General features: G+C 46.0%; 20 protein-coding genes and 1 pseudogene. 2 read left to right on the top strand and 19 right to left on the bottom strand.

Going from position 1 to position 25,705, the window contains the following annotated elements; genetic code table 11:
• Positions 1 to 46: 46 nt before the first annotated feature.
• The 3 genes from MHI37_RS30680 to MHI37_RS30690 are packed head-to-tail and all read right to left on the bottom strand — an operon-like array spanning position 47 to position 3,180.
• On the bottom strand, positions 47 to 751 hold the full coding sequence (locus tag MHI37_RS30680; protein ID WP_144023744.1) for a response regulator transcription factor: 705 nt from the start codon (positions 749 to 751) through the stop codon (positions 47 to 49).
• 7 nt (positions 752 to 758) lie between these two features.
• The gene (locus tag MHI37_RS30685) at positions 759 to 2,909 is read right to left on the bottom strand and encodes an ATP-binding protein (RefSeq protein WP_076338370.1); all 2,151 of its coding nucleotides are present in this window, start codon (positions 2,907 to 2,909) and stop codon (positions 759 to 761) included.
• Positions 2,910 to 2,961: 52 nt separating this feature from the next.
• On the bottom strand, positions 2,962 to 3,180 hold the full coding sequence (locus MHI37_RS30690) for a zinc ribbon domain-containing protein (RefSeq protein ID WP_083676422.1): 219 nt from the start codon (positions 3,178 to 3,180) through the stop codon (positions 2,962 to 2,964).
• Positions 3,181 to 3,562: 382 nt separating this feature from the next.
• Between MHI37_RS30690 and MHI37_RS30695 the strand changes: the two genes are divergently transcribed.
• The gene (locus MHI37_RS30695) at positions 3,563 to 5,191 is read left to right on the top strand and encodes an S-layer homology domain-containing protein (RefSeq protein WP_076338372.1); all 1,629 of its coding nucleotides are present in this window, start codon (positions 3,563 to 3,565) and stop codon (positions 5,189 to 5,191) included.
• Positions 5,192 to 5,764: 573 nt separating this feature from the next.
• Here the strand turns inward: MHI37_RS30695 and MHI37_RS30700 are convergent.
• The 7 genes and pseudogenes from MHI37_RS30700 to MHI37_RS30730 form a co-directional block, all read right to left on the bottom strand.
• Positions 5,765 to 5,957 (bottom strand): annotated as a pseudogene (locus tag MHI37_RS30700) (JAB domain-containing protein); the annotation flags it as partial.
• 171 nt (positions 5,958 to 6,128) lie between these two features.
• Complete coding sequence (locus MHI37_RS30705) at positions 6,129 to 8,366, bottom strand: flagellin (protein WP_076338373.1); 2,238 nt, start codon at positions 8,364 to 8,366, stop codon at positions 6,129 to 6,131.
• Positions 8,367 to 8,524: 158 nt separating this feature from the next.
• Entirely contained in the window at positions 8,525 to 8,725 is a 201-nt protein-coding gene (locus MHI37_RS30710) for a carbon storage regulator (protein WP_076338374.1), read from the bottom strand.
• 969 nt (positions 8,726 to 9,694) lie between these two features.
• Complete coding sequence (locus tag MHI37_RS30715) at positions 9,695 to 9,850, bottom strand: carbon storage regulator (RefSeq protein WP_076338376.1); 156 nt, start codon at positions 9,848 to 9,850, stop codon at positions 9,695 to 9,697.
• A gap of 489 nt (positions 9,851 to 10,339) precedes the next feature.
• The gene (gene rlmH, locus MHI37_RS30720; protein ID WP_076338378.1) at positions 10,340 to 10,819 is read right to left on the bottom strand and encodes a 23S rRNA (pseudouridine(1915)-N(3))-methyltransferase RlmH; all 480 of its coding nucleotides are present in this window, start codon (positions 10,817 to 10,819) and stop codon (positions 10,340 to 10,342) included.
• A 140-nt stretch (positions 10,820 to 10,959) separates the two neighbouring features.
• Positions 10,960 to 11,127 (bottom strand): CxxH/CxxC protein, encoded by a 168-nt coding sequence (locus MHI37_RS30725; RefSeq protein ID WP_076338379.1) that lies wholly within the window; start codon positions 11,125 to 11,127, stop codon positions 10,960 to 10,962.
• A gap of 321 nt (positions 11,128 to 11,448) precedes the next feature.
• A complete protein-coding gene (locus MHI37_RS30730) occupies positions 11,449 to 12,798 on the bottom strand; it encodes a trypsin-like peptidase domain-containing protein (protein WP_076338380.1) in 1,350 nt (449 codons plus the stop codon).
• Positions 12,799 to 13,215: 417 nt separating this feature from the next.
• Here MHI37_RS30730 and MHI37_RS30735 point away from each other — a divergent pair, with 417 nt between their 5' ends.
• Positions 13,216 to 13,437, top strand: a complete 222-nt coding sequence (locus MHI37_RS30735; RefSeq protein WP_076338381.1) for a hypothetical protein — start codon at positions 13,216 to 13,218, stop codon at positions 13,435 to 13,437.
• On the opposite strand, the gene MHI37_RS30740 is transcribed toward MHI37_RS30735, so the two are convergent.
• From MHI37_RS30740 to dnaB, 9 genes are all read right to left on the bottom strand, one after another.
• On the bottom strand, positions 13,406 to 14,212 hold the full coding sequence (locus MHI37_RS30740) for an MBL fold metallo-hydrolase (protein ID WP_076338382.1): 807 nt from the start codon (positions 14,210 to 14,212) through the stop codon (positions 13,406 to 13,408). The genes MHI37_RS30735 and MHI37_RS30740 overlap by 32 nt on opposite strands.
• Before the next feature lie 33 nt (positions 14,213 to 14,245).
• Positions 14,246 to 15,001: a two-component system regulatory protein YycI gene (gene yycI, locus MHI37_RS30745; RefSeq protein ID WP_076338383.1), complete on the bottom strand. Its 756-nt coding sequence runs from the start codon at positions 14,999 to 15,001 to the stop codon at positions 14,246 to 14,248.
• 20 nt (positions 15,002 to 15,021) lie between these two features.
• Entirely contained in the window at positions 15,022 to 16,488 is a 1,467-nt protein-coding gene (gene yycH, locus MHI37_RS30750) for a two-component system activity regulator YycH (protein WP_076338384.1), read from the bottom strand.
• Positions 16,485 to 18,335: a cell wall metabolism sensor histidine kinase WalK gene (gene walK, locus MHI37_RS30755; protein WP_076338385.1), complete on the bottom strand. Its 1,851-nt coding sequence runs from the start codon at positions 18,333 to 18,335 to the stop codon at positions 16,485 to 16,487. The genes yycH and walK overlap by 4 nt, the downstream gene beginning before the upstream one ends.
• The gene (gene yycF, locus MHI37_RS30760; RefSeq protein ID WP_076338386.1) at positions 18,332 to 19,087 is read right to left on the bottom strand and encodes a response regulator YycF; all 756 of its coding nucleotides are present in this window, start codon (positions 19,085 to 19,087) and stop codon (positions 18,332 to 18,334) included. The genes walK and yycF overlap by 4 nt, the downstream gene beginning before the upstream one ends.
• Before the next feature lie 202 nt (positions 19,088 to 19,289).
• Complete coding sequence (locus MHI37_RS30765) at positions 19,290 to 20,849, bottom strand: M23 family metallopeptidase (RefSeq protein WP_076338387.1); 1,560 nt, start codon at positions 20,847 to 20,849, stop codon at positions 19,290 to 19,292.
• Positions 20,850 to 20,990: 141 nt separating this feature from the next.
• A complete protein-coding gene (locus MHI37_RS30770) occupies positions 20,991 to 21,659 on the bottom strand; it encodes a hypothetical protein (protein ID WP_144023745.1) in 669 nt (222 codons plus the stop codon).
• A 1,166-nt stretch (positions 21,660 to 22,825) separates the two neighbouring features.
• The gene (locus MHI37_RS30775) at positions 22,826 to 24,112 is read right to left on the bottom strand and encodes an adenylosuccinate synthase (RefSeq protein WP_076338389.1); all 1,287 of its coding nucleotides are present in this window, start codon (positions 24,110 to 24,112) and stop codon (positions 22,826 to 22,828) included.
• A 187-nt stretch (positions 24,113 to 24,299) separates the two neighbouring features.
• A complete protein-coding gene (gene dnaB / locus MHI37_RS30780) occupies positions 24,300 to 25,661 on the bottom strand; it encodes a replicative DNA helicase (RefSeq protein WP_054025738.1) in 1,362 nt (453 codons plus the stop codon).
• Positions 25,662 to 25,705: the final 44 nt, after the last annotated feature.

Below are 25,705 nucleotides of genomic sequence, written 5' to 3' on the forward strand. Positions count from 1 at the left end.
ATTTTATCATGGTAGATTGGTCCAATTATGGGACTTAAAGAAAACATTAAGTTCGAGCTTGCAACGCACCTCTGGCAACCAGCATATATCCGGCCCCCCGAATCGTAATAATTCGCTCAGGATTGGCAGGGTCGGCCTCGATTTTTTTGCGTAAATTACTGATGTGTACAGCGACCGTTCTCGTATCCTCCAGACTCTCCGTTCCCCAGACGAGCTGAAACAATGCATCGACACTGACGACACGATTAACGTTTTGTGCCATATAGGAGAGTAGACTGAACTCTTTTTTCGATAAAAAGATGGTTTCATTACCCATGTTGACGGACTGTGCGTAGAAATCCAGCGTCAAACCCGGTAACTCCAGCAGTTGTTCCCTTCTGCCGCTCGACACTCTGCGAAGATGAGCCTTGATCTTGGCCATGAGCACTCCCGGACTGAACGGCTTGGTCACATAATCGTCGCCGCCATAGGATAACGCGCTGATTTTCACCTCGTCTTCCTCACGGCTGCTCAGAAACACGATCGGTGCATTCGTATAGCTGCGAGCTTTCCTGCACCAATCAATACCGTTTTCATTAGCCAGCAGTACATCCAGTACAATCAAATCCGGCTCGAAAGACGCAAGCAGCTTCATGGCTTCTGTCCCGCTATGACTGTAGGAGGATATGAAACCCTCCCTCTCGCAATACACCTGAACAATCTCGCATATATGGGGATCATCATCGACGATCATTATTTTGTGAGTATCCACCACACCGTCACCTTCCTTCATTTACAATACAAGGAAGCGATACATAAAATATCGACCCCGTCTTGCCGTCGCTCTCCGCTCGAACCGTCCCTCCATGCGCTTGTACGATTTCCCTGCAAATCGCCAGCCCGAGCCCGCTGCCCTCTACTCCGTTCTCCACGCCCGGTCGATCATACTTGTAATTGCGATGGAAGATTTGCTCGAGCTGATCTGGAGGAATACCCGTGCCAGAATCTTGTACACTAATTATCGCATAGTGGGTATGATTCACCTGCTCCACAGCTAACGCAATACGCACCAACCCACCGCTAGAGGTGAACTTCATCGCGTTCGACACTAGATTAAACAACGCCTGCTCTAATCTTTGCGCATCCATCTCGACGACAGGCGAGTTAGGTCGTTGATCTTCCGCATCTCCGATATCCAGCGTGAAATTGAGCCCTGCGTCACGCACAACCAGCTCATATTGTTCAAAAAAACCACGCAAGAAGTGAATCACATGAACCGGCTCCATTCGGTACGAGACTTGTCCCGTCTCCAAATGCGACAAGAAGGACAACTCCTCGATCATGCGATTAATCCTGATCGTGTTATCCCGGATATACTTCAGGTACTGTTCATCGCGTTCCGGCTTGACCCTGTCCTGCACAGCTTCTACATAACCAAGCATGCTAGACAGCGGCATACGCAGATCATGCGTAATATAGGCAAGGAGCTTCTTCCTCCCTTGCTCGGAGTGAAGTAACCGGTCATACGAAGTGCGGAGATCATCGTGAGCTGCAGATAAGGCCTGTGTGCGCTCCTGCACGGTCCGTTCCAAATTCATATTCATTTCGGTCAGCTTGTTGTTGGCGTCCTGCAGCTCACGTGCAATCCTCTCCTCGTTCGATGCCGCCCTCGTAAATCTCGAAGAAAGCAGAATTATCTGTGCGATCGTAAACACCAACAGACCAAGCGGAGATGTATTACCGATCAGTGACCATTCGTTGTAATATAAAAAATCGTTGACGACAGTAACTAAACCAACCACCGACACCAACAGGAAGATTAGCGCTCCCTCCATACGCCACACAGCCGCTTTGACCAACCCAACCATCAGATAAACCATATGCAGAACAACCATCACACCGATCATCAGTAACATTTTGGTATATAGAAGTGCAGGGGTCACCACAACAACGATACAGAATGCGCCGGTAACGATCCGCGTGCCAAGATGAAACCAACGCGTCACATAATTTGGAAAAATGCTATCAAAGTACCTCGTCGTGATATAACCAATGCTGCAAAGAATCAGGTACTCGATCTTGAACTGCAATCCCCATGGAAATGCTGGCCACAATTGTGTGAGCAAGAGCTCGCCGACTAGCAAGGATCGGATACCGGACAACAAGGTGAACATACCAAAATACAATGGAGCCCTATCTTTGCGTCGCAGTACGAACAACAGCAGGTGATACACGCCAATTACCAGCAGGCTTGCGGTGATAAACATTTCAGCAGCGATTTTCAGATTTGTCCTAACTGTTAACACATCACTGCCGCCAAGCTCTATATACTTGGTGATTCCGCCTCGCTTATGATGGAAGTTGGCTACTTGCATAACCAACTCTACTGAGTTGTTTTCAGGCTGGAAGAACACCAGCTTCGATGACAGATGCGGTGTCACGCCACTCTCGTCCTGACCAACCACGCCGACTTCTGCCAGCAGCTCGCCATTCACCCATAATTTATACGAATGAAAGATGGTAGGCAGCCGCAGAGCAAGCCGCTCATTTCGATCCTGCTCGCTAAGCTCAATGACCACCCGAAAGGTTGCAAAACCTGTACCGTTCAACTGCTGACCATCTAACCGATAGCCCAGCCAGGAGCTTGGGATGTTGATCCAGCGGTCATTATTCCCGTCCCTTGTAGAACGAATCTGTATGTCCTTAGGCGACAGCAGCTCTTGCCAGTAGAATTCCCATTCCCCTTGTAACTTTACCGGCTGATTGCTGACATGAAGCTGCTTTAAATTCAGAATGCCCTCTTCACTTTGGAACTTAGGGGCGTCCGGTGCAGAGACGACGGCAAAGCCTGCAACCAATCCAATAACAACGGCAGCAGCTATATGAAGTAAGATCGTACGAGTACCGAATCGGAGAATACCCCTCATCATGAAACCGACCCCAATCTACAAAATTCGATATATATATAAGTTGATTATCATACTATATCATCATTACAGGAAAATGTACCCACACTAGATCGAGATGAAATCCTTTTTTGTGATCGCCAGTTGAACACTCCCATCTCCTGATGCCCAAATTCTTCACATCTGCGTTTCTGTATCCACAGACGTGACAGGCTTGGCTCGAAGGGGCAAAGGTTGGGGCTTCCTTAATCGAGCGGCTATACCAATCGGCCTTGTAGTGTAGCTGCCGACTTATCTTCCTCCTGAGCTACATGACGTTTAACCTTGTACCAATTACTCCCACCTTGCTTTCTTCTTACTTGAATGCGTTGCCACTTCGTCAAATGGGAAATAGCGCTGGAGTTCGCATTCCACAGAATTTCTTGGAAAGCGCTCATTTGGCGTTGGAGAGATGACAGCTATCAAACCCCTGACGGTTTTTTCGTCTTCCATTAGGATCGTCCTGTAATTTACTTATATGAAGCAACCCAATGATTATTGACATCTGAAAGCATATTGCATGGTAGATTAGCCCAGTTAAGAAACTTAAAGAAAACTTTAAGTTCGCTCTTGCAGCGCACTTGGCATGTTACTATAGACCTATGTGATTTCACTCATACTTAAGGAGGAAAAACTCTATGAAAAAGAATCTAAGTCGAATGTTAATCGTTTTGTTGATGGGAACTTTTCTCTTCCCAACAATAGGGAATGCCGAGAACACTACTGAACTTACTGCGCAGCAAAAATATGATGCTTTAGCAGCGAAAGGAATTTTTGCCGGAATCAACGGCGAAGCTGCACTTGATCAGAATATGAATCGTGCACAATTTGCTAGAGTCGCTGCGTTAATCCTAGGTCTTGAAGGGATAGGAGAAACGGATACTAAGGTTGTAACAGAAAAGCCTTTCAGCGATGTGGAACTGGGATTATGGTATACAGAAGAGATTGCAGCTGCAAAAGAAGCTGGCATTTTTGTAGGAAACGCAGATGGAACATTTAACCCTAAAGGCGAAATTAAAGTCCAAGAGATGGCGGTAGTAGTTGGACGCATGCTTGAACTTGAAAAAGTAGAAGATGCAGAAGTAGAGGGAGCTGCACCTTGGGCTGCAGGTTATATTCAAGCTATAAAAGACGCAAGAGTTGATTTTCCAACGAATTATACAGATGCTGCTACACGCGCGGACCTTGTGTCTGTATCCTTTGAGGCAGAACCATGGGTAGCAGCGGTTCTGAAGGAAAACGAGAAGCTTGTAGAAGCGTTGAAGAAGCAGGAAGAAGAAAGGAAGAAGGAAGAAGAGCAGAAGAATCAGGAAAGCACACCAACGCCTACGCCTACGCCAACACCATCCAAGACCCCACTAGAATTGATCAATGCTGCATCAGTTTCTAGTTCATGGGCTAATGTTAATGTGACAACTTTTGCCAATGCAGGTATTACGGATGTAACGAACGACAATGTATCAGCTGTTAAAGTTGCACTCGAATCTGGTGGAAGCTCTAAGAGGACAGTTTTAGAAATTCAAGCCATCGTCAATGCAGTTATTGATGATATTACGAAGCAAGCAGCACTATATTTAATCAATGATGAATCAGAGAAAGGCATATTGACGAATTCTTCGGAGACGCAAGTTACTGTGACAACTTTTGCCGATGCGGGTATTACAGGTGTAACGGCAGACAATGTATCAGCTGTTAAAGTTGTACTCGAATCTGGTGGAAGCTCTAAGAGGACAGTTTCAGAAATTCAAGCCATCGTCAATGCGGTTATTGACGATATTACAAAGCAAGCGGCACTATATTTAATCAATGATGAATCAGAGAAAGGCATATTGACGTATTCTTCGGAGACGCAAGTTACTGTGACGACTTTTGCCGATGCGGGTGTTCAGTATGTTACATCTGATAACCTATTCGCCGTCAAATACTATTTGGAAATTAGCGGGAAGTCCTATCCGAGATCAACTACTGATATTCAAGAGATCGTTGACAAGACGATTGAAGAACTCACCGTACAGTCAATCTATGAATATTTGACTCCTTTCTTAGGTTTTGGATTTACTAAACCGAACGCAGAATTATTTGCTAGCGCTGGTATAACCGGATTGACAGATTTGGACGAAGATGAATTCGATAATTTCTTGTCTGAATTTGAATCGACCTATATTAATTTCCCAAGCAGTAATGGTGGAGTGCCTATGCAAACTAAACAACAAATCCAGGATGTTGTTGACTTTTACTTAGATTACTTAGCCTATAATAACGATTAAAGAATGCAATAATCGTAACACTGCAAAGGGTTGGCTTGTTCAACGTTGAGTTGAAGGTAGCTCTCAAGCGAGAAAATGATTTAAACTAGAAAAAATAGCGGCGTAAGGGAGGTAATCCCTACGTCGCTATTTTTTAATGAATTTGATCTTTAGGTTTGATTGGGATGACAGTGCCTGAGGACTGCGCCTGCCACGGATTTCGCTCTATAGATGATAAGGTTCACCGCGCTGCCAGTCAGACTTTTCGTAATGACAAGCTCGTTGTCCAGCGTTGAAAGACGTAACCACTTTGCCTGCGCCGAAAGCTCCATTTAACTGTGTGTTCAGAGTGGTCAAGAAATTGCCGCGTCCAACGGCCCCCCGTTTTCGCCATCGTATGTAGTGCAGCAGATGGTCAGTGGATCTGAGAAGTCTTTCAGATCTGCGACAGGCACCACTTGCTCATCTAGCTCTTCGTGGTAGAATGTAATGGCTTCCCAGATGATGCTCTCTTCGTCTATCTCGATGCTGTGAGCCTGCTATCACGTACTGTCTAAACCTTGATGTTGCACTCTTCATTCTGACTCCCCCTTCTCACAGGTATCCTTTTTCTTTGAGTGACACGAACTGCCCGTCACCGATGAATTAGATGATCGATGAGTTTGATTCCTAAGGTTTCACCAGCAAGTACCAGCCTTTTGGTGACTTCAATGTCCTCTGGACTCGGGGTTGGATCTCCGCTTGGATGGTTGTGAGTGACCAATACAGAAGCGGCATTTGTCAGTAGATCGCGTGATTCAGATTGGTTTCATACACATTAATCTCTATCGTTAGGGTTCTGAAACAAAAATAGGGCCCCCGAAGAGAAGGCCTGCATGTTGGTGAAGATCATATTTTAGCTCAGTCCCAAGAAAAAGAGACCCTAGATAGTCTAGGATCTCCTTGTAATTCTTTGTTATTAACCAAGCAATTGAAGAACGCCTTGCGGCTGTTGGTTTGCTTGTGCAAGCATCGCTTGTGCAGCTTGGGAAAGGATGTTGTTCTTTGTGAACTCCATCATTTCTTTCGCCATGTCTACATCGCGAATACGGGATTCAGCAGCAGTCAAGTTCTCGGAAGAAGTTCCCAAGTTGTTGATTGTGTGCTCAAGACGGTTTTGAACAGCACCAAGCTTGGAGCGCTCAGCGGATACTGAGTTAATTGCCTTGTCGAAAACGCTGATCGCATTAGCAGCACCTGTGGATGTTGTAATGTCCAGGGAGCTTTCAACAAATTCATTATTTGTTCCGTCAGTAACATTGGAAGTGCCACTAAAACCTGTACCACTACCTGTGATGCCAAGTGACTCAGCTCTCATGTCAGCAATCGATAGTGCCATTGTTTGGTTTTGATTAGAACCGATTTGGAAAGTAAGTAATTCGTTTTCAGCAGCTTTACCTGTTGCACTCAGACCTTCAAGACCAAGTTGTGCAGCAAGCGCATCACTATCTTCTACTTCGATACCCGATGCTGTACCTGTAAGAGTAGAAGTGATTTGAAGTTTGTTATCTTTAATAGCTACTTCAAAATCGGTTGCTCCTTGTGCAGTTAATTGAGTTGCAATTGCATCTTTAATTTGCGCTTGAGTATAAGCAGTACCTTTATCGAAGGTAATCGTTGCATCTTTACCATTTACAGTCAGGTCAAACGAGTTGTCTGCGATAACTGCAGCTTCATGCCCCGTTGCCGTAACATCATCCAAGCCTAGCTGTTTAGCTAGCTCGCCAGTACCCGTAACGGTTACTGCCGCAGTAGTCGATAATGTCGATGCCACTTTCACTTTGCCAGCATCAACGCTTGCTACAAGACCATCACCAGAGATTTTTGAGTTCAACTCAGTTATAACAGCATCCAGGTCCTTGTAAGCACCATTGGTCAGTGTGTAGGATTCACCGTTAATCACAATCGCACTGTTATCTGCTCCAGCTGTTACATCTGTAGTTGTAGCCAGACCAAGACCAGTTACAGCATTACCACCAGTTACCGATACATCCTTAACGCCAGTGCCGCCTGTTAACACCAAGTTATTGCTCGTATCAAATGATGCTATAACGTTTGCACCTTTAGTTGCTAACTTAGCATTGAGATCCGCTAGGAATGTAGTTTGATCAGTAAGATCTGTTAAGTCGTACGCAGTACCTGGAACGTTGAGCGCTACCGTATGCGAACTGCCATCGACTGAGAGTGTAAGCTCATTTGTAGTTACAGTAGGTGAGTAAGCAGTTACAGCTGTGCTACCAGTCGAAGTTGCAGGTGTAGCAGCTCCGATCATCAAAGCATCCTTTTGACCTTGAACAAAGCTAGATGGATTCGCATTTGTAGAAATGAACTTATCCGCAAATCCGCCGCCGAGTACGGATATTGAAGGTGCAGTCGTGCCTTTAGCTGTAGATTCCAATACAAGTTTGCCGTTTACAATCGAAGCAGCCACGTTGTCTCCAGCAAGTTGACCATTCAAATCAGTAATAGCTTTATCAAGATCGCCTGTTGCGTCTACAGTAATAGTTTTCGCAGCTCCTGTACCAATCTTAATCGTAAGCTCATCCCAGTCATCATCCATAGCATCAGTGCCAGCAACTGTTACTCCACCAGTCAAAATAGATGCTGTATCTTCTATACGAACAGCAGCAACATCCTCTGCTTTCACGCCAGCAAACACTTCAACAGTATCAGTTAGTGTAAATCCAGCAATAGCAGTTGTACCCGTAATCGATGAACCTGTTGCTGCTTTGTAATCAAAATCACCTTTCAACAAATCTTTGTTGTTGAATTGTGTTGTTTTACCAATACGGTTGATTTCAGAAGTAAGCTCATTAATTTCGGATTGAAGTTTCTCACGATCTTCCGTTGTATTCGTGTCATTGGCAGATTGAACAGCCAATTCACGCATACGTTGCAAGATGCTGTGGGTTTCGTTCATTGCACCCTCAGCAGTTTGAATCAAGGAAATGCTGTCTTGTGCGTTCTTGGAAGCCATGTCTAGACCGCGGATTTGTGCGCGCATTTTCTCGGAAATTGCGAGACCTGCTGCATCGTCGCCTGCACGGTTGATTTTCAAACCGGAAGACAATTTCTCAAGATTCTTGCCTGATGCTGATTGGTTTGCACCCAATTGGCGGTGCGTGTTCAGTGCTGCAATGTTGTGGTTAATTCTCATTTCTCATTACCTCCATGTAGTGTGTTTTAGGATGCCTATCCGTTTGCATCCTTTGAAACGTATGCCCTGTACTCACAAGTCATTGATGGATTGCGCGCTAATCCAAAACTAGGATTTGTAAGTCAAACTGTTATCTTCCTTGATTTCACCACTCGTCCTTAAGTGGCAGAGGCCTCGACCTTTTTTGCCGTTCTTAGGGCTGTATTGTTTTCTTCCCATAACTCTCCACGAACAATAGAAATATGCTTAGGTGCTTCAATCGCCAAGCGTAAATGGCCTTCTTCACTCCTAATGACCTTTACCATAATGTTGTTGTCGATCAGCACATATTCTCCGGGTTTTCTCCCTAACACGAGCATTGGCTCACCCCCTTATCCCGCTTATTAAATGGACATAAAAAAATGAGCAAACAGGTCGCTGCCCTTCTTCCTCCTGAAGAATGACGGCGACTTATTTGCTCATCCTAAGTCTCGTAATTATTTAATAAATTATTCAATTTTCAAAAAACGACATCTAAACAGCGAAAAGACGAATAAATAGGCATCTGTTTCAAGTGTTCTTCCTTGAAACTACATGCGTATTTACTCGTCCATGAGTAATCGGATATTAGATTAATTTATATATCGACAATTTATTTGAAATGTTTAGTCTTTTTGCGAAAAAATTTTTTTGAAAGTTATTATTATTTTGGGATTGGGATATTCAATCGATTAAAGAACGTGAAGGCTTTAAAAACATCACGGATTCTAACCACCTGACTTTCAACGGCGGGCTTTTTGAGAGCCGACTGCTGCAGGAAAAGATATCGAACAATGAGCACAACAAAGGGAATATGTATTATTACTCCACCTACAAGCTTGAGGTCTATTATTTATATGGCCGTTATTCGGAAGCTGTCGCATTTGCTGAAGAATCCGAGAAACTAGAAAATGAATTTAAATTTTCCCATTAATCAAGCAGGGACACTGATCCTATCATTCATTAGCCATTATGGCCCTTACCCCAGTGCTACGGATATTTCAAGGCGTGGTTATCGCAAAGTGTTAAAACGCTTGCTGGCTCGAATGAAACAATGGACAAAGGTCGTTCCGGAAAGCGACGAAGCTTTACGATCAAGCGATCCAATGGGCTCAAGAACATTGCTATCCTCGATATGAAGCGATTGCGAATGAATTAGCGGCTCAACTTTACCTTTCAATGGACAAGAATCATATAGCGGAAGCATATCTTCAGGATGCTTGCACGGCATACTTCAGATGGGGCGCGTTAGGGAAGATTAAAAGCTTGCAGGAACGTTACCTGTTCTCAAGCAGCTTTCATTCTTGTGCTTATTCTTGATTTAGCAATTCTCCGCGAACGATAGAGATATCTTTTGGCGCTTCAATAGCCAAGCGTAAGTGCCCCTCTTCACTTTTAATTACCTTTATGATAATTTTTTCGTTGATCACTATGTATTGTCCGGGTTTTCTTCCAACGACCAGCATCAGACTCACTCCTTTACCATGAAGGATCTTTATGTAATATTTTATCATGGTAGATTAGCCCATTAATGAACTTAAAGAAAACTTTAAGTTCACGCTCGAGTATGCGAAACTATTTCTGCTGCGTGGCGGAAGTAGGGTGTGTACACTTACAAATTACAGAAAAGTCGCACCATTTGCCGATGTAGGAATAGACGGAGTGACCGCTGAAAACTTAAACGATATCTTGATCGCCATTGGAGAGGCCTATCGTAACAGATTTCAATTTAACCCGCCGTTTTCTATAACTAGCAGAGACAATCTCCAACCAGTCGTTCAAGATTGGTTGGACCAGAATGAATTAACCTAAAATAATAGCGGCGCAAGGGAGGTGATCCCTACGCCGCTATTTTTTGTTTTTGGTTCAATTGCCAGCATTGCCCCAAACGAACGTGCATTTATGGATCGACGTTCTCCCCGTATTATTCAACTGCGCCTGTCACGGGTTTCGCCCTATTTATGGTAAGGTTCCCCCCGATTTATCTTCACAGCTCGATAAATCTGCTCCACCAGCACCAGACGCATAAGCTGGTGCGGCAAGGTCATGCGCCCAAAGCTCAGCTTCTGCTGGGCGCGCTTCAGTACCGCGGGAGCAAGACCATTGCTCCCGCCAATAACAAAAGCCACGTGGCTGCGCCCATACGTGGCTAAATTATCGAGCTGGCCCGCGAGATCCTCGCTGGACCAGAGCTCGCCTTCAAGCGCGAGCGCGACAACATGCGCTTCAGGCTTCAGCTGCGCTAGAAGCCTCTCGCCCTCTCGCTCGCGCACAATCGCTTCCTCCGCCGGACTCATCGTCTCCGGCGCCTTCTCATCGGGCACTTCCGTGAGCGTGAGCTTCACGTAAGGCCCTAACCGCTTGGCATATTCCGCTATGCCAAGCACTAAGTACTTTTCCTTCAGCTTTCCAACTGCAGCTATTTGTATATGCAAACCTTACACGTCCTTTTATAGTGTCGGATCTTGTCTTCCGCCCGCTACACTAAACGGACATGAATCCCTATAATGTCCATACCTATCCCTAAGCCCGCTTCATTATACGTGCTCACAAGTATAATACGATCCCTTTCTCTTTAAACCACCAAAAAAGTAGCTGGTTCATCACAAAAATCGCATTTCCGCGGTGGGTCCCAATCTGCAAATTGCGTTTCCTTTAAATCCACCACATCTGGCGCATCCTCGTATTCATCTACAAATCGATCCAATGCCTTTTCAATATGTTCTTTACATACACAATACATCGCTGCACGCTTCCTATCCCTAGTTGATGGTTTTCGTATCCGTTAATTGTCCAAGTTATCTATACACAGCATATCAGAAAACGCTACTCCATGTGAAGACGACAAGCTTCGCATTTACTCATTATTAATCCTCCCCTATTTTCACCCTTGTTTTTCTTCCCCTTATCCTCTCCTGTATGCCGCCTTCGCTTCCTCCTTTTGTCCTCGCTATTGCACTGGCTCTGGCTCTGCCCTTACCCTCATTCCCGCTTCCGTCTCCCCAAAACAAAAACCGCAGAGCGCAAACGGCATCCCGTTAGCACACTGCGGTTCTTAAGGTTGCTATTCCTCAGCTTCCTTCTCGCCAAGCTTGAAATTGGCAATCTTTAGCTTTCCATCGCGGTAATAGCTAATTTCGATAGCATCGCCAATATTTTTTTTCGTGTACAAATATTTACGAAGATCGATCGTGCTGCCAATCGATTGACCATCCAGCTTCACGATGACATCATTAAACAGTAAGCCAGCATCCTTAGCAGGTCCTACCGCTTCAAGCACGATAACACCGTCATATACTTCATCTGGTAGCTTTAGAGGTACTCCTCCGCCTTCCAGATCGTCTTCATCCTCAGCCTTAGCATCCGGCAGACCATCCTCCTCGAGCGCATTTCCGAATGCATCCTCAAAGTCCTGCTGCTGCCAGTACTGCTCCAGATCCATCGTGTAGACGCCAAGATACGGACGCGGCACATAACCAAGCTTAATTAAACTATCCACGATTGGCATGGCCAGATTGATTGGAATGGCAAAACCAATCCCTTCAACGCCTAAATCTGCTATTTTCATGCTGTTTATTCCGACGACCCTGCCGTTCAAATCAATGAGCGGACCGCCGCTGTTGCCTTGATTAATCGAAGCATCGATCTGAATAACCTCTTGCTCCCAGTCGTACACACCATCCTGATTAAGCGATACCGGCACAATTTGTGTCGTCTTGCTTACACTTCCTGTCGTAACCGATTCTCCAAGTCCGAGAGGGTTGCCGATTGCAATAATATATTCAGCAGCGCGAAGAGTAGAGGAATCTCCAATCTCAGCGACAACATCAATACCCTTAGCATCGATTTCAAGCACGGCAAGATCTGTAATCTGATCCTTGCCTACAATCCGCGCATCACGCGTCTCTCCGCTCATCAGCACAACCTTTACAGCTGCAGCCTCATCAATAACATGATAATTGGTAATAATAGTCGCTTTTCCATCCTTCTTGCTTATAATTACACCCGAGCCAATACCAGCCTCCCGCAAAATACCCGATTCCTCGGTCCCCTTGGGCAGCGCAGCACCTTTTCCAATACCAAGGGCGTACATTTGCTGATTAATGACGCTTACCACTGCTGGACGCACTTTTGCAGACGCCTGAATCGGTCGCTCCATAGGATCAACCGCCAATATGCCGCTTGACACAGCTTTGGATCTTCCGGTGCCTATGCTGGGCCCTCCGCCAAAAACAACGCCGAACAACAGCGTTGCAACAACTGCACTTGTCATGGATGAAACAACCGCTATGCGAACATTTGTCCACTTAAATGGGAATCTTCTATATGGAAAAGCCAAGTCCTTCTTTCTGCTCTCGCGAGCAGCACGCTTGGATACTTTAGTCGAATAAAAATCGTCGTCGAACAGGCTCATTACAATCGCTCCTCTCGATGTTTCAAAACATCAAGACTATTTTTTCATTCTATATAAGTTGAACTAGAAATTTGCGTTTTGTGCGCTGCGCGAGTAGATCATTCTGAAGGGTCGCGGTTGCAGCCAGATCCTTCGGTTTCCTAAGACATTTAAAGGTGAGAATATGGGCTGCAAAGGCGAATACTTCGTTTCTCCAGAACGATCTTCTCGCTTCGCTGTAACTTTATTTTTTTAGTTCAACTTATATAGGAATGTTTTCAGAAGAATTGACTAAAATAATAATAGATTCGAACGACGAGCATAACGTATTTTTTATAAAATATAGGAAAGTATAGCATTTCGCCATAAGGACGGTGACAGCCGTTTCACCTTGAATATAAGATCAATATTCATCCCACCAAAAAAGGAGATGTTACTATGAAAACCAAAACGCCTGCCGCTTGGGAACATGTACAGCTTGCTGCGAAGCTAGCAGATTTGAAGGATGATCACTATCGTACTATTCTAACTTTAAGCGCAATGCTAGAGCTGTTTATAGAAAAAGGCATACTGACAAGAGAAGAATTAAGCGCCAAAGCCGATTCGCTCGATGCACAGCTGGAAACCCTTATTTCCGTTTCACTTCATCCCATGCAGTAGGCCTGTCGTGATACGTTGCCCGCAAGGGATGCTCTTCCTTCTTATAAAATATTCCGTGATCCTCTAATATAGAATTCACCGTCAGCATCGCTAAATCCATTAAGTTATGATCAAGGCTCAAGTGAGCCAAATAGACACGTTTGGTTCGATCTGTCATGAGCTCCAGCAGTGCCTCGCCTGCTGCCACATTTGATAAATGGCCGACATCACTCAGAATACGACGCTTCGTATTCCAGGGGTAACGGCCCATCCGCAGCATCTCAGTATCATGATTGGCTTCCAGCACCAGTACATCCGAATCGATGATCTGACGCTTTACCTTTTCACTAACGTAGCCTAGGTCCGTAGCCAGGCTCAGCTTTTCACCGTCTTCTGCAAAACAATAGCCTACCGGCTCAGCTGCGTCATGCGAAATCGGAAACGATTGTACTAGCATCGAACCGCAGGCAATCTCTTCGCCTGTTTCCATAAATACTCTTTTCTCTGCCGCAATCGTGCCCACATGCCTCTCCATTGCAGCCCATGTCGCCTCATTCGCGTAAATAGGCAAATCATATCTGCGGGCAAATGCACCCAAGCCCTTTATATGATCGGAATGCTCATGTGTAACAAACAATGCGTCCAATTCATGGCCGGATATCCCTCGTTCCCGCATAAGCTCATCCAGCTTCTTCGCGCTCATTCCTGCATCAACAATGACCGTCTTCTCATTTCCTTGCACGATCGTCGCATTGCCGGTCGAGCCGCTCCCAAGTACCGTAAATCGCATTCCCATAATCTCTCTTTCCTGTCCCTTCTCCCGCTCCCGTTAATGTAAACCGTTCGCTGCAGCTTCCTCTTGCTCCTCATCCGTTGCAACCTCGCCGCTAATGGCATGCACATAAAACAGGTCTCCGCTCTCCAGCATGACCCGCCATGACGGCGCAGACACCTGCTTCTCAGAATCGAAGATTTGGCCCTTATAGCCAAGCTGAATATCAGAGATGATTGCTCCATCCGGCAAATAGGTTTCAATTAAACTAGCCACTACCTTCGCAGCTGGCAGCACCGGCTTCGCTTCGCTCATATCAAGCAGCTCCACACGATCCTGCAGGAAGGAGGTTATTTTTTGATTACTGATGTACAGCGTTAGCTTCACATCGAACATGGGTCGTCCTTCAACGACTCGATATAGGATGAACTTGTCCACACTGCTGTTCAACAGATCAAAAGCATACTGATCGAGCTCAGGAATATGACTCCCAAGCGTCTTTAGCAATTGTGTCTTCGAATAAATAATGGTACTGTCTACCGGTTTGTCCAAAATAATCGGCTCCGCATTTTTGCGGCTGTCTGAATGAAGCACATACTTTAGATCCCCTAGCTCTGGCGTTTCCAGCGGCAGATTGGCTTCTAACGCAATACGCTTCTGCTGCATAAGCACCACCTTATCCTGCGGCAGCTCTGCCGAATTCACATTCATATTCAGCTGCTCTCTAATATCGAGCCAAAGCTGATAGCCCAGCAGCACATTGAGCAGTAAAAACGAAATAATAAGCACGTTTTTCGCTCGTCCCCAATCCACTCGCCTTCACCCCCTGCCATCTAACGTACTTGGCCAATATCACTGGTTCTCAGTGGATTCAGGCCGCCAACAGAATTCACAGCTGCTCCTCCGTATAAAGCTGCAGCTATATCCTTCTCATCAGCGCTCTCCTGATCCTCCCCCAGCTCATCCTCTGCGGTCTCGACAAAGTCCTCCGGCGGTTCATAGCCATTAGGGTACGCATCCACTAGAATTTCTTCTGTTCCATCCGTCAAACGAACCGCCCATACGGGCGTAAACCGAAGCTGACTATCATCTATCGGCAATGCTTGCATGGCTGGGAAAAGATGCTCTACTTCACTGCGCTTGCCATAGTTTTTGAGGCTTTGCTGCAGCGACTCGCCGCCGGGCAGCCATCTTACATTGCGCGCTTCCGTTTGTGCGCCGAGCGTAATTAGTGATCTTGAATATTCAGTAACGACGCCTTGCTGAAGCGTCAGATTCATATAACCATAACGAAAAGGCGGTGTCTCAATGACTGGATACTGCTCTACATACTGTTTAAAGCGAATATATTTCCCTTCGCCTCCTGGCGCAACATTTACAAACCGATGTACTCCGTCCCACCCGCCGTTCTGATTAACGAAGTCCACAGACTTATAAACGTTATCGCTAAGCAGATTTTCGGCAATTTGCGGCGCACTTGGATCGGTGTAGCTAATCCATTTTCCGTTCTGCTCTACTTGTAAGCCGCGCTTTCCGTCCGTGTAAATCTGTGACCCGCTTCGGTGCTCCAGTGAATTCGTTGTGCTTGGATCGAAGAACAAGCTTCTTTGCATCAAGTCAGGCGAATAGGTCTCATACGGAAATATCATCTCGGTTGACTGAATTGGCCCATCCGGAATATAAAGCCCATCTGCAGTCATCGTATACATTGGCTGGAATTGTCCAAATCCAACATAATCCTGTACATCACGGACCGTTAAGTCTGCACGAACGGACTCATAAACCATCTTGCCGTCTATACTGAAGAAGAAGGTTCGAATTTCCTCTGTCCCCGTCGTCTTAAAAATCCAAATCCGATCAATCGTTTCGTTAAGAAACAGCAGATCTCCCTCCAGCTTAAGCAGCTTTTGCAGCAGCTCAACAGGAATGCCATTGTTAAACCTCAGCTCGATCCCGATATCATTCTTGCGAATACTTTCCCAGTTCAGCACATCGGCCGGGCTCCGCTGGAATCCTTTAAATTCCCTGCCTTGAATACGCTGATTAAGAATCATCTCGTAGAACTGCGTACCTGGATAGATAACCGTATGCTTATTGCCGCCCAAATGTATGAATAGCTCCTCGGGAAAAATAACACTCTCCACGCTCTTTGCTGTTCCTATCGGCTCTGTAATCACATAATCCTGATCACTTCTTACCGTTACACCAAGACCAGGCATGCTATAGGCAAGCAGATAGCTTTGGAGAAGGCTAATGACAACGAGTCCAATAAGCACTGTTGTTTTTATTTTCTCCTTCATGCAAGCTCGCCCCCTTCACCCAGCAGCGGAAGAGTAAATGTAACTGTCGTGCCTTCATTTAGCTCGGAATCTAAGGAGATTGTACCGCTATGCGCCTTAACAATTTCCCGGGCAATCGAAAGTCCAAGACCCGTACCGCCCATATTGCGTGAGCGAGCTTTGTCCACACGATAGAAGCGATCAAAAATTCGGTTAAGGTCCTTTTTAGGAATGCCAATCCCTGTATCCTTCACGCTAATGGCAAGCAATGCCGAATCGGCCGGCCTCTTTGCCGTTAATTCAATCGTTCCACCGTCCAGCGTGTATTTGATTGCGTTCGAGAATAAATTATCCAGTACCTGATCAATTTGATCACGATCCAGCCAAGCAGATTCCAGTCCTTGCTCGACGTGGACCGCTGCTCGAATAGACTTCTGTCTAAGCTGGAATGAGAAGCGGTCGGCTACCTCGTCAAGCATATCGTGTATATTCGTTTGCCGCCTGCGAAGCGGCGCCTGATTCGAATCCAGACGCGATAGATGCAGAAGATCGGTAACGAGCCTGATCATCCGCTCCGTCTCATTGCGAATAACACCAACAAACCGCTCAGACAACTCCCGCTCCTCAAGCGCTCCGTCATTAAGCGCCTCAGCATAGCTCTTAATCGTTGTTAGCGGTGTTCGCAGCTCATGCGAGACGTTAGCGACGAATTGACGACGCGACTGCTCCAGCTTCTCCTGCTCAGTTACATCCTGCAGTACCGCAATCGTTCCCGTAATCCCCTTATCTCGGCGATGAATAGGCGTGAAGGTCGCGCGCATGATCCCCTCGCTGCTTGCATCCATCTCCTGCTCATCGAAATCCCGCTCAATGAGAAGAGTCTGGCCCTTGCCCTGCTGAAGCTCCCCCAGCCGCTGCTCCGAAAGATCAAACAGCTCCGATAAAGCAAAGCCCTCACAGGTCCGCTTGTCCAGCAGCTCAAGCGCTCTGCGGTTCCAGACAATGACCTTGCCGTTCTCGTCGGCTGCCACTACGCCGTCACTCATATTGGAGAGGATAGAAGCAAGCTTCTCATTCTCCTCCTCATTGACCGATAGCGCCTCCTTTAACCGAATGGTCATATCATTAAAGGCTATACTCAAGCTGCCGATTTCATCATCGCCAAGCACCGGCACCTGCAGATCAAACTTTCCTTCCGCAACCGCCTCCGCTTGCCTCGTTAAACCTTTTATAGGACTTGTAATCGTATGGGCGAGCAATACGCCAAGCACACCAGTAAGTCCAAGGGCGATCAGAGTTCCCGAGAAAAAGATTTGGTTAACTCGGTTTACCGTCTCATACAGCTCCGTCATCGAAGCTACGACATACACTACCCCAACTACCTTGTTGTCGTTCACTGTCACCGGCTGCGCAATCATCTTCTTGCGCGTATTGTCTTCATCTATAATTTCCTGTTCATTGTCAGTAATATTTTGAAGCGCCCTGCTCACGGCAAGCGACTTATTCTTCTTCCCGATATTCGATTGATTGCCCTGCACGGAGGTGGCAACCATCTTGCCGTTCGAGTCCAGCACCTGAACCTCAGCACCGCTTATGCTGAATAGATTACGAACCACTAGGCTTAGATCCTCCGTCGTGCTCTCCGAAGAATCCCCCTCAGTGTCAGGCTTTGCCGCTAGACTGGGAGCCGCAAACTTGGACAAAATATCTGCCTGCTCCTTCAGGTTTTTCGTGAAGCTGTCAATTAACGAATGCTTGACCGTGCTTATAAAATAAACGCCGATAATTTGCATTGCAACTAGAATAAGCAGCAAATAAATAATGACCAGCTTAACTTGAATCGTGCGAAAAAAACTCTTGCCCTTCATCCTGCACCAAAGCTCCCGTTTTTGGAGCTTCTCATCATATAGCCAAGTCCCCGGCGGGTCATAATATATTCAGGTCGGCTTGGATCATCCTCGATTTTCTCACGCAATCTGCGAATGGTCACATCAACGGTACGCACATCCCCAAAATATTCGAAGCCCCATACCGCTTGCAGCAAATGCTCGCGCGTCATCACCTTGCCGCTGTTGCGGGCCATATAATGAACGAGCTCATACTCACGATGAGTCAGATCCAGCGGCTCGCCATCCTTGTAAACCACATACATGTCTGTATCAATAAACAAGTTAAACAGCTTAAAGCCCTGCTGCTCTTGCGCTGCAGGCCCTTCAGTCGTGCCCGCTTGGTTTTCACCGTTCATTTCTGAAGTTTTCTGCTGTCTGCGCAAATGAGCCTTCACCCTTGCCAGCAGCTCGCGCGTACTAAATGGCTTTGTTACATAATCGTCTGCTCCAAGCTCAAGACCAAGCACCTTATCAATTTCTGTATCCTTTGCAGTGAGCATAATAATAGGCATCTGCAGCTTAGCTCTAACCTCACGGCATACATCCATGCCATCCTTTACAGGCAGCATCAGATCCAGCAAAATAAGATCGGGCTTCTCCTCAAAAGCGAGCCGAACCGCCTCGCCGCCATCGAAGGCACATATAACCTCATGCCCTTCCTTCTCCAAATTAAACTTTATAATATCTGCAATCGGTTGTTCGTCATCGACCACTAATATTTTTCCGTGCATCGTTACACCCGCCCGTCGCTTGTCCTTTGTATTAACTTCTATTTTAACACACGTTATCCTTTAGTTCACAATGAAACTTCCCTCATGTTAACAAGGATTTTCCTTTCATTTTCACACACATGCCGAACCTATCCTATATATAAAAAAAGAACCACCTCGCAGCTCGCGAAAGTGATTCTTTTTGCAGTCATTTGGGTATAATTTATAAGTACTTAAGCGGGTTTTGCAAAACGCCGTTTTTATGCACCTCGAAATGCAAATGAACGCCAGTGGAATTGCCTGTACTGCCCATAATACCAATAATGTCGCCTTTTTCTACAATTTTGCCTTTAGTGATTTTATAAGAGCTTAGATGTCCGTAAACCGTTTTATAACCATTCTTATGGTCAATAATAATCGTCTTCCCAAGCCCCGGCTTCGTTCCGACAAACTCAACTACACCTGTGTCCGACGCCATAATGTTCTTGTTTCCTGTATAATCGACACCATTATGCATGCGTCCCCAGCGCTGTCCGAACTTACTGGTCAATCTAGCGTTCGATACGGGCATCGCGAACCGGCCTGAGCCTTCGCCTAGAACTACCTTTGTACCTCGTTCAACGATTTTGGGAGTTGCTTCCGTGATGACTTCCTTCGAAATCAGCTCCTCGGATACGACATAGCCGTTTTGCTTCACGATTTGATACGTCATCCGTTTAGAGCCAGACGTTCCTTCTGAAATTGTTTTCGACTCGCCGACTCGCATCGTTTCATTTTTCTTAATTTCAACTGGCGGTTCAATCGTTTCGATCTCAACCAAGGTTTCGGTTGTTTTCACGGTAAGCTCTGGCTGCAGCACCGTTAAATCAAGCACATCGCCAATCGTAATCTTATCATCTTTAATCCATGGGTTATTCTTATAAATAACCTCCGGCGAAATATCAAACTTCATGGCAATACAACCGACACAATCGCCAGCTTGTACTGTATATTCAATTGGCTGAATACTACCTTGTATGAGCAGCTTATAAATAGCCTCTGCTTCCATAATTTGCTCTGGATCGGTATCAATCGTCTCTGTCATAACAGTCTCAATAAACTCGACCTCTGTAACCTCACGACCAGGATTCTTAGATACCTTGCTTGCTTCTTCCTCGTTCGCATTATAGGATAACGACCTTACTTCTTTTGCGCTTTTCATCTTTGCAGCAAGCTCAGGCGCAAACTTGCTTTGTACGCGCAGCAAAATATCGTCTGCCGTCTGCTGGTCCTTTACAATTCCGACCACTGCCCCGTCAACGATCAGTTCTACGCCAACCGCATGCGAAGTGAACATGCCCTCAAGCTTGTCCAGCGTTGCATCCGTTTCAGGCTTCCCTTTGAAAGCGCTCTCCGGCTCGTATGTAATCTCTCCTGTATCAAGTACCACATTGAGATCTGGATTAGCCTTCTGTACTTCTTCAGTTTCTAGCAGAACCAGCTGCTCTACCTCATCCGGATTGCTTATCGTTCCAATGGCTGTTCCATTTATATATACGTTATAAAACTCGACTGTGTTAGCTTGGACATATTGGATGCCGCTAAATCCGGCTACTGTGAGGAGTACTAGCGCCCCGCTCGTTAGCTGAACTGGCTTCTTTCGCCAAAATGGCGTTTGTGCCTTACTGCTTTCGGCTTGTTGCTGTGTCTTGTCATTCAAGTGCTGCGTTCGGTTGCGTTGAAAATATTGAATCGTTCGATCCCATACTTTCTGGATCCGACCCTTGTCCTTGAAAACGGTCATGATTGTCTCCTTTTCGCGCTTATGCTGCTTTTTTTCCAATCTCCGACAATAAAAAAAGACGAATTATTCCAAAGGAATACTCGCCTATTACTTTAACATATGCCTAACAATTGGAGCAACCTTTACTCCTTCAACAAAATATTAATATTTTTTCAGAATGTCCATCATTTGATTATATTCGGTCTTGTCGAGATGCTGTGCCATTATTTGTTGAATCGCTGTCAGTTCTTGCTCCGTCAGCCCATCTTCGATATATTGCGAGATCGTTTGCCACGATTCCTGAGGCAATTTACTCATCAACAACCCAAATAAATCCTCCTTATCTTGGGTGCTCATTTGTTCCTTTACCTCGGTCAAAGCCTCTGTTGTCATCGCTGTTTCCGGATCATCCGTGCCTGCAATGCCCTCCTGCACCTCACCCGTTTCTGGTGCTGCGCTGCCGCCTGCCTGCGTGCCTCCACCGATTCCTATATCGGTGAGCGGAGGATCGTTTTCCTGTCCAAATGCGTCCACAGCCGCTGGAGTTTCTGTATCATTTTGATCCTCGGACGAAGTGTCTAATTCATCTGCTATGACCGGTACAGTCTGTTCCTTTTCTACTAAATCAGTGGTTACTAGAGGATCTGCTCCCCATAGCTTTCCCCATACGCCTGACATTGCCATTGGCGGTACCTCTAGCGGCAAATTAAACTGTTTCAACAGCGTTTCGACATAGCTCGTTACAATATATCCAGTCGTCCATATCGACAAAAAACTTAAAATCAGCCCTGCTGCTACTAGCTTCGCCAGCCACTCCATCTTTCTCATCATTATTGCACCAATCCCTTCGCTGGGCAGAGGTAGCTAAATCAAGCCACCGCCTGCTTCTTCCATAATCTGCTATCTATCATTATGGTCAACATTAAGGGCAGACATTCTCACTATCGTATTATATTTGTTCAAAGCCATTCAATAATAAGTTGAACTATAAGTTTACGTTTTGTGCACTGCGCCAGTAGAGCGTTCTTTAGGGGCACGGTTGCATTCAGACCGTTTGATTCCCTAAGAGATTTCAAGGTGAGAATATCGGCTCTAAAGGCGTATACTTCGTTTCTCCAGACGATTTTCTCACTTCGCTAATCTTCATATGATAAGTTCAACTTATAGATTAGACTCCAACGCGCAGCTATCCATGCAGCATCCTTAGCTGCGCAAGACCCGAAATCCGCTAAATCCTACACTAAAGTCTTCCGTTAGATTAAGGAGAAGCGCCTACACTGCACTTATTACAATGAAAACCTCACATGAGAGCTGTTTCAGACAGCTACATTGTACTATTGCAGTAGACTGATCTCCAAACCAACGAATATCGCTCAAGAATAGGCATTCTATTGCACAAACTACAGTGTACGTGCCTTAGTTAGGCTGGTAACGTCGATTACGTTGTAAAAACTGCAGCGTAGCCCTCTCCCTATAGCGCTGAACCCATCGAGCTAGCACGACCAATCTAAGAACCGGAGAAAGAAAGCTAAAGTAACCCAACGAGATAAGTTGAACTGGAGATCTATGTTTGGGGCGCTGCGTCAGTAGTCATTCTGTAAGTTCAAGTTATAACGGTTGAATTGAAATCGCAGACGCTCACACCTCTAACGGAAACCACAGACGCTAAATCGCCTTTATTTGTCGTTTCAAGATTCTAACGGAAACACGGGCCTCTATTTGTACCCTACATGCCGGATCTCGCTTCATTTCTGCGTAATAGCGTCTCCCTGTTCCGTTAAAAAGTGAAGCTATCCAAAAATGGTGCTTTAGCGTCTCTGGTTTCCGTTAGAATTCATGCTGCGCTCTCCGGTTGCTCGCGCAGCATCGGTATCAACAGATTCCGATAATCCATAGCTTCGCAGTGATAGATAAGCCTATTTATAATTAAAAACTTATAAATTCTTATCTATAAAAAAAAAAGATGGCCCAGGGGGCCATCTTTGAGGATTTTTATTCTATTCGTAAATCGGGAGAACTGGATTTGTTTGCTCACGATTGCGGCCAACCGAGAAAATCGCGATTGGAATGCCGGTAAGCTCAGAGATACGGTTCAAGTAGTTCAACGTATTTGCCGGAAGATCCTCAAGCGTTTTCGCGCCAGAGATATCCTCTGACCAGCCTGGATACTCCTCGTAAATAGCTTCGCACTCGGATACCATTTTCAAGCTTGCAGGGTAGGTATCAATAACCTCGCCGCGCAATTTGTAGCCTGTGCAAATTTTCACCGTTTCAATACCTGTCAATACGTCAAGCGAGTTGAGTGAAAGACCTGTAATTCCGCTAACACGGCGCGCATGACGAACCACTACCGTATCGAACCAGCCTACACGGCGTGGACGACCGGTTACTGTGCCGTATTCATGGCCTTTATCACGAATAAGCTGGCCAATTTCATTATCCTGCTCGGTTGGAAACGGACCATCGCCTACACGAGTAGTATACGCTTTGGCTACGCCGATAACCTGCTGGATTTTCGATGGACCAACGCCTGAACCGATACATACGCCGCCAGCCGATGGGTTGGAGGACGTTACATACGGGTAAGTTCCTTGGTCGATATCGAGCATTACGCCTTGAGCGCCTTCGAACAATACCTTCTGACCAGCGTCAATCGCGTTATTCAATACAACAGACGTATCCGTTACATAAGGACGCAAAATTTCTGCATAGCCCAGATAAGCTTGAATGATAGTGTCAGCATCAAGATGCTCTCCGCCATAAACCTGCTCGATCAATTGGTTCTTCTCAACTACAACGCTGCGAACTCTTGCTTCAAATTCCTCAGCATCCATTAAATCAGCGATACGGATACCGTTGCGAGCCGCCTTGTCCATGTAGCAAGGGCCAATCCCTTTACGCGTTGTGCCGATTTTGTTATCGCCCTTGCGGTCTTCCTCAAGACCGTCAAGAATGAGGTGATACGGCATAATGACGTGCGCGCGATCACTAATTTTCAAGTTTTCAGTTGAGAAGCCATTTTCATGAATATAGTTAATTTCGTCGATCAGCGCTTCTGGATTAATAACCATTCCGTTGCCGATAACGCAAGTTTTATTATGATTGAAAATACCCGATGGAATCATCGTCAATTTGTATTTTTTGTTATCAATAAGGATCGTGTGTCCGGCATTGTTTCCCCCTTGGTAACGAGCGACGACGTCGGCTCCCTCTGCCAAGTAATCAGTGATTTTGCCTTTACCTTCGTCTCCCCACTGTGTACCAACAACAACAACCGTAGACATAATAATACCCCCGTCCGGTGTTTATGACACCGAAAATTACCATCATCATGCTGCAGCACAAAGTTTCCTTCATTTAAGGGCTCGTGATGTCAGTCAAAAGACAGCATTAATAGTGTAGCAGTACAGCTTCGAGAAGTCAAACAAAAAACGAACAATTGCATAGTTGCCCATGCAATTGTTCGGGAATTCATGACGCTTGCATCGGATCTTGATGTGCTCGATCGATACTTACGAATTTATTGTATTTTTTGAGGAAAACCAGCTCTACCGTACCGACTGGCCCATTCCGCTGCTTAGCGATAATAATTTCGATAATATCCTTCTTCTCCGACTCTTTATCGTAATAATCATCCCGGTAAAGAAAGGATACGATATCAGCATCTTGCTCGATCGAACCCGATTCCCGGAGATCAGACATCATTGGACGCTTGTCCTGACGCTGCTCAACGCCCCGACTAAGCTGCGAGAGCGCGATAACAGGAACTTCTAGCTCACGTGCAATTTGCTTCAAGGTACGTGAAATTTCAGATACCTCCTGCTGCCTATTCTCGCCTGCTTTACCGCGACCGGAGATCAGTTGCAAATAATCGATCATAATCATGCCAAGGCCTTTTTCCTTCTTTAAACGACGGCATTTCGCACGAATCTCGGCTACCGTAATCCCTGGCGTATCATCGATAAAGATTTGCGCTTCGGACAAGGAACCTATGGCCATCGTTAGCTTTTCCCAGTCGTCGCCTTCTAGGTGGCCCGTACGCATGCGCTGAGCATCAACGTTAGCTTCGGCACAGATCATACGTTGAACCAGCTGAGCGGCCGACATCTCCAGACTGAAGATGGCCACGGTCTCGCGGGCGCGGACGCCGACATTTTGCGCTACGTTAAGCGCGAACGCCGTTTTACCTACAGAAGGACGGGCAGCAACGATTATTAAATCGCTTCGCTGGAAACCCGCGGTCATCCGATCCAAATCTGTAAAGCCAGACGGGATGCCCGTCGTACCGCCTTTATCCTGATACAATTGCTCAACCTTCTCGAATACCTCCATCAATACATCCCGGATAGAAATAAATCCGCTTCCTGAACGGCGATTTGATATTTCGAGAATTTTTTTCTCCGCATCTCCGAGCAATACTCCAACGTCCTCAGAATTCGCATAACCATCCGATACGATATTGGTAGCTGTTCGAATCAAGCGTCTGAGCATTGATTTCTCTTCGACGATTTGTGCATAATAGTCCACATTGGCCGCCGTCGGCACCGAATTGGCAAGCTTCGCCAAATAGCTGACGCCGCCAATTTCCTCAAGCAAATGCTGATCCTGCAGGTGTGCGGTTAAGGTCACGAGGTCAACCGGCTGGTTGTTTTCTGCGATCTCGACCATCGCTTCATAGATTTGTCTATGGGGACCACTATAGAAGTCTTCGCTGCGCACCCGCTCCATCGCCGTAATAAGAGCTTCCGATTGCAGTAATATTGCCCCGATGACAGCTTGTTCAGCTTCTAAGTTTTGCGGTGGAACTCGGTCAAACATCAGCTCTGTACTCATTGGTCCCTCCTAAAAGTTTTCGAAGAAAACTTACTTCGTAAGCA

The organism is Paenibacillus sp. FSL H8-0548 (genome assembly GCF_038630985.1).
Lineage (GTDB): Bacteria > Bacillota > Bacilli > Paenibacillales > Paenibacillaceae > Pristimantibacillus.

Coding starts and splice junctions, on each gene's coding strand:
- MHI37_RS30685 (WP_076338370.1), bottom strand. CDS start 2,909: ATGATGAGGGGTATTCTCCGATTCGGTACTCGTACGATCTTACTTCAT.
- MHI37_RS30695 (WP_076338372.1), top strand. CDS start 3,563: ATGAAAAAGAATCTAAGTCGAATGTTAATCGTTTTGTTGATGGGAACT.
- MHI37_RS30705 (WP_076338373.1), bottom strand. CDS start 8,366: ATGAGAATTAACCACAACATTGCAGCACTGAACACGCACCGCCAATTG.
- MHI37_RS30710 (WP_076338374.1), bottom strand. CDS start 8,725: ATGCTCGTGTTAGGGAGAAAACCCGGAGAATATGTGCTGATCGACAAC.
- MHI37_RS30715 (WP_076338376.1), bottom strand. CDS start 9,850: ATGCTGGTCGTTGGAAGAAAACCCGGACAATACATAGTGATCAACGAA.
- MHI37_RS30725 (WP_076338379.1), bottom strand. CDS start 11,127: ATGTATTGTGTATGTAAAGAACATATTGAAAAGGCATTGGATCGATTT.
- MHI37_RS30730 (WP_076338380.1), bottom strand. CDS start 12,798: ATGAGCCTGTTCGACGACGATTTTTATTCGACTAAAGTATCCAAGCGT.
- MHI37_RS30735 (WP_076338381.1), top strand. CDS start 13,216: ATGAAAACCAAAACGCCTGCCGCTTGGGAACATGTACAGCTTGCTGCG.
- MHI37_RS30740 (WP_076338382.1), bottom strand. CDS start 14,212: ATGGGAATGCGATTTACGGTACTTGGGAGCGGCTCGACCGGCAATGCG.
- yycH (WP_076338384.1), bottom strand. CDS start 16,488: ATGAAGGAGAAAATAAAAACAACAGTGCTTATTGGACTCGTTGTCATT.
- walK (WP_076338385.1), bottom strand. CDS start 18,335: ATGAAGGGCAAGAGTTTTTTTCGCACGATTCAAGTTAAGCTGGTCATT.
- yycF (WP_076338386.1), bottom strand. CDS start 19,087: ATGCACGGAAAAATATTAGTGGTCGATGACGAACAACCGATTGCAGAT.
- MHI37_RS30765 (WP_076338387.1), bottom strand. CDS start 20,849: ATGACCGTTTTCAAGGACAAGGGTCGGATCCAGAAAGTATGGGATCGA.
- MHI37_RS30770 (WP_144023745.1), bottom strand. CDS start 21,659: ATGATGAGAAAGATGGAGTGGCTGGCGAAGCTAGTAGCAGCAGGGCTG.
- MHI37_RS30775 (WP_076338389.1), bottom strand. CDS start 24,112: ATGTCTACGGTTGTTGTTGTTGGTACACAGTGGGGAGACGAAGGTAAA.
- dnaB (WP_054025738.1), bottom strand. CDS start 25,661: ATGAGTACAGAGCTGATGTTTGACCGAGTTCCACCGCAAAACTTAGAA.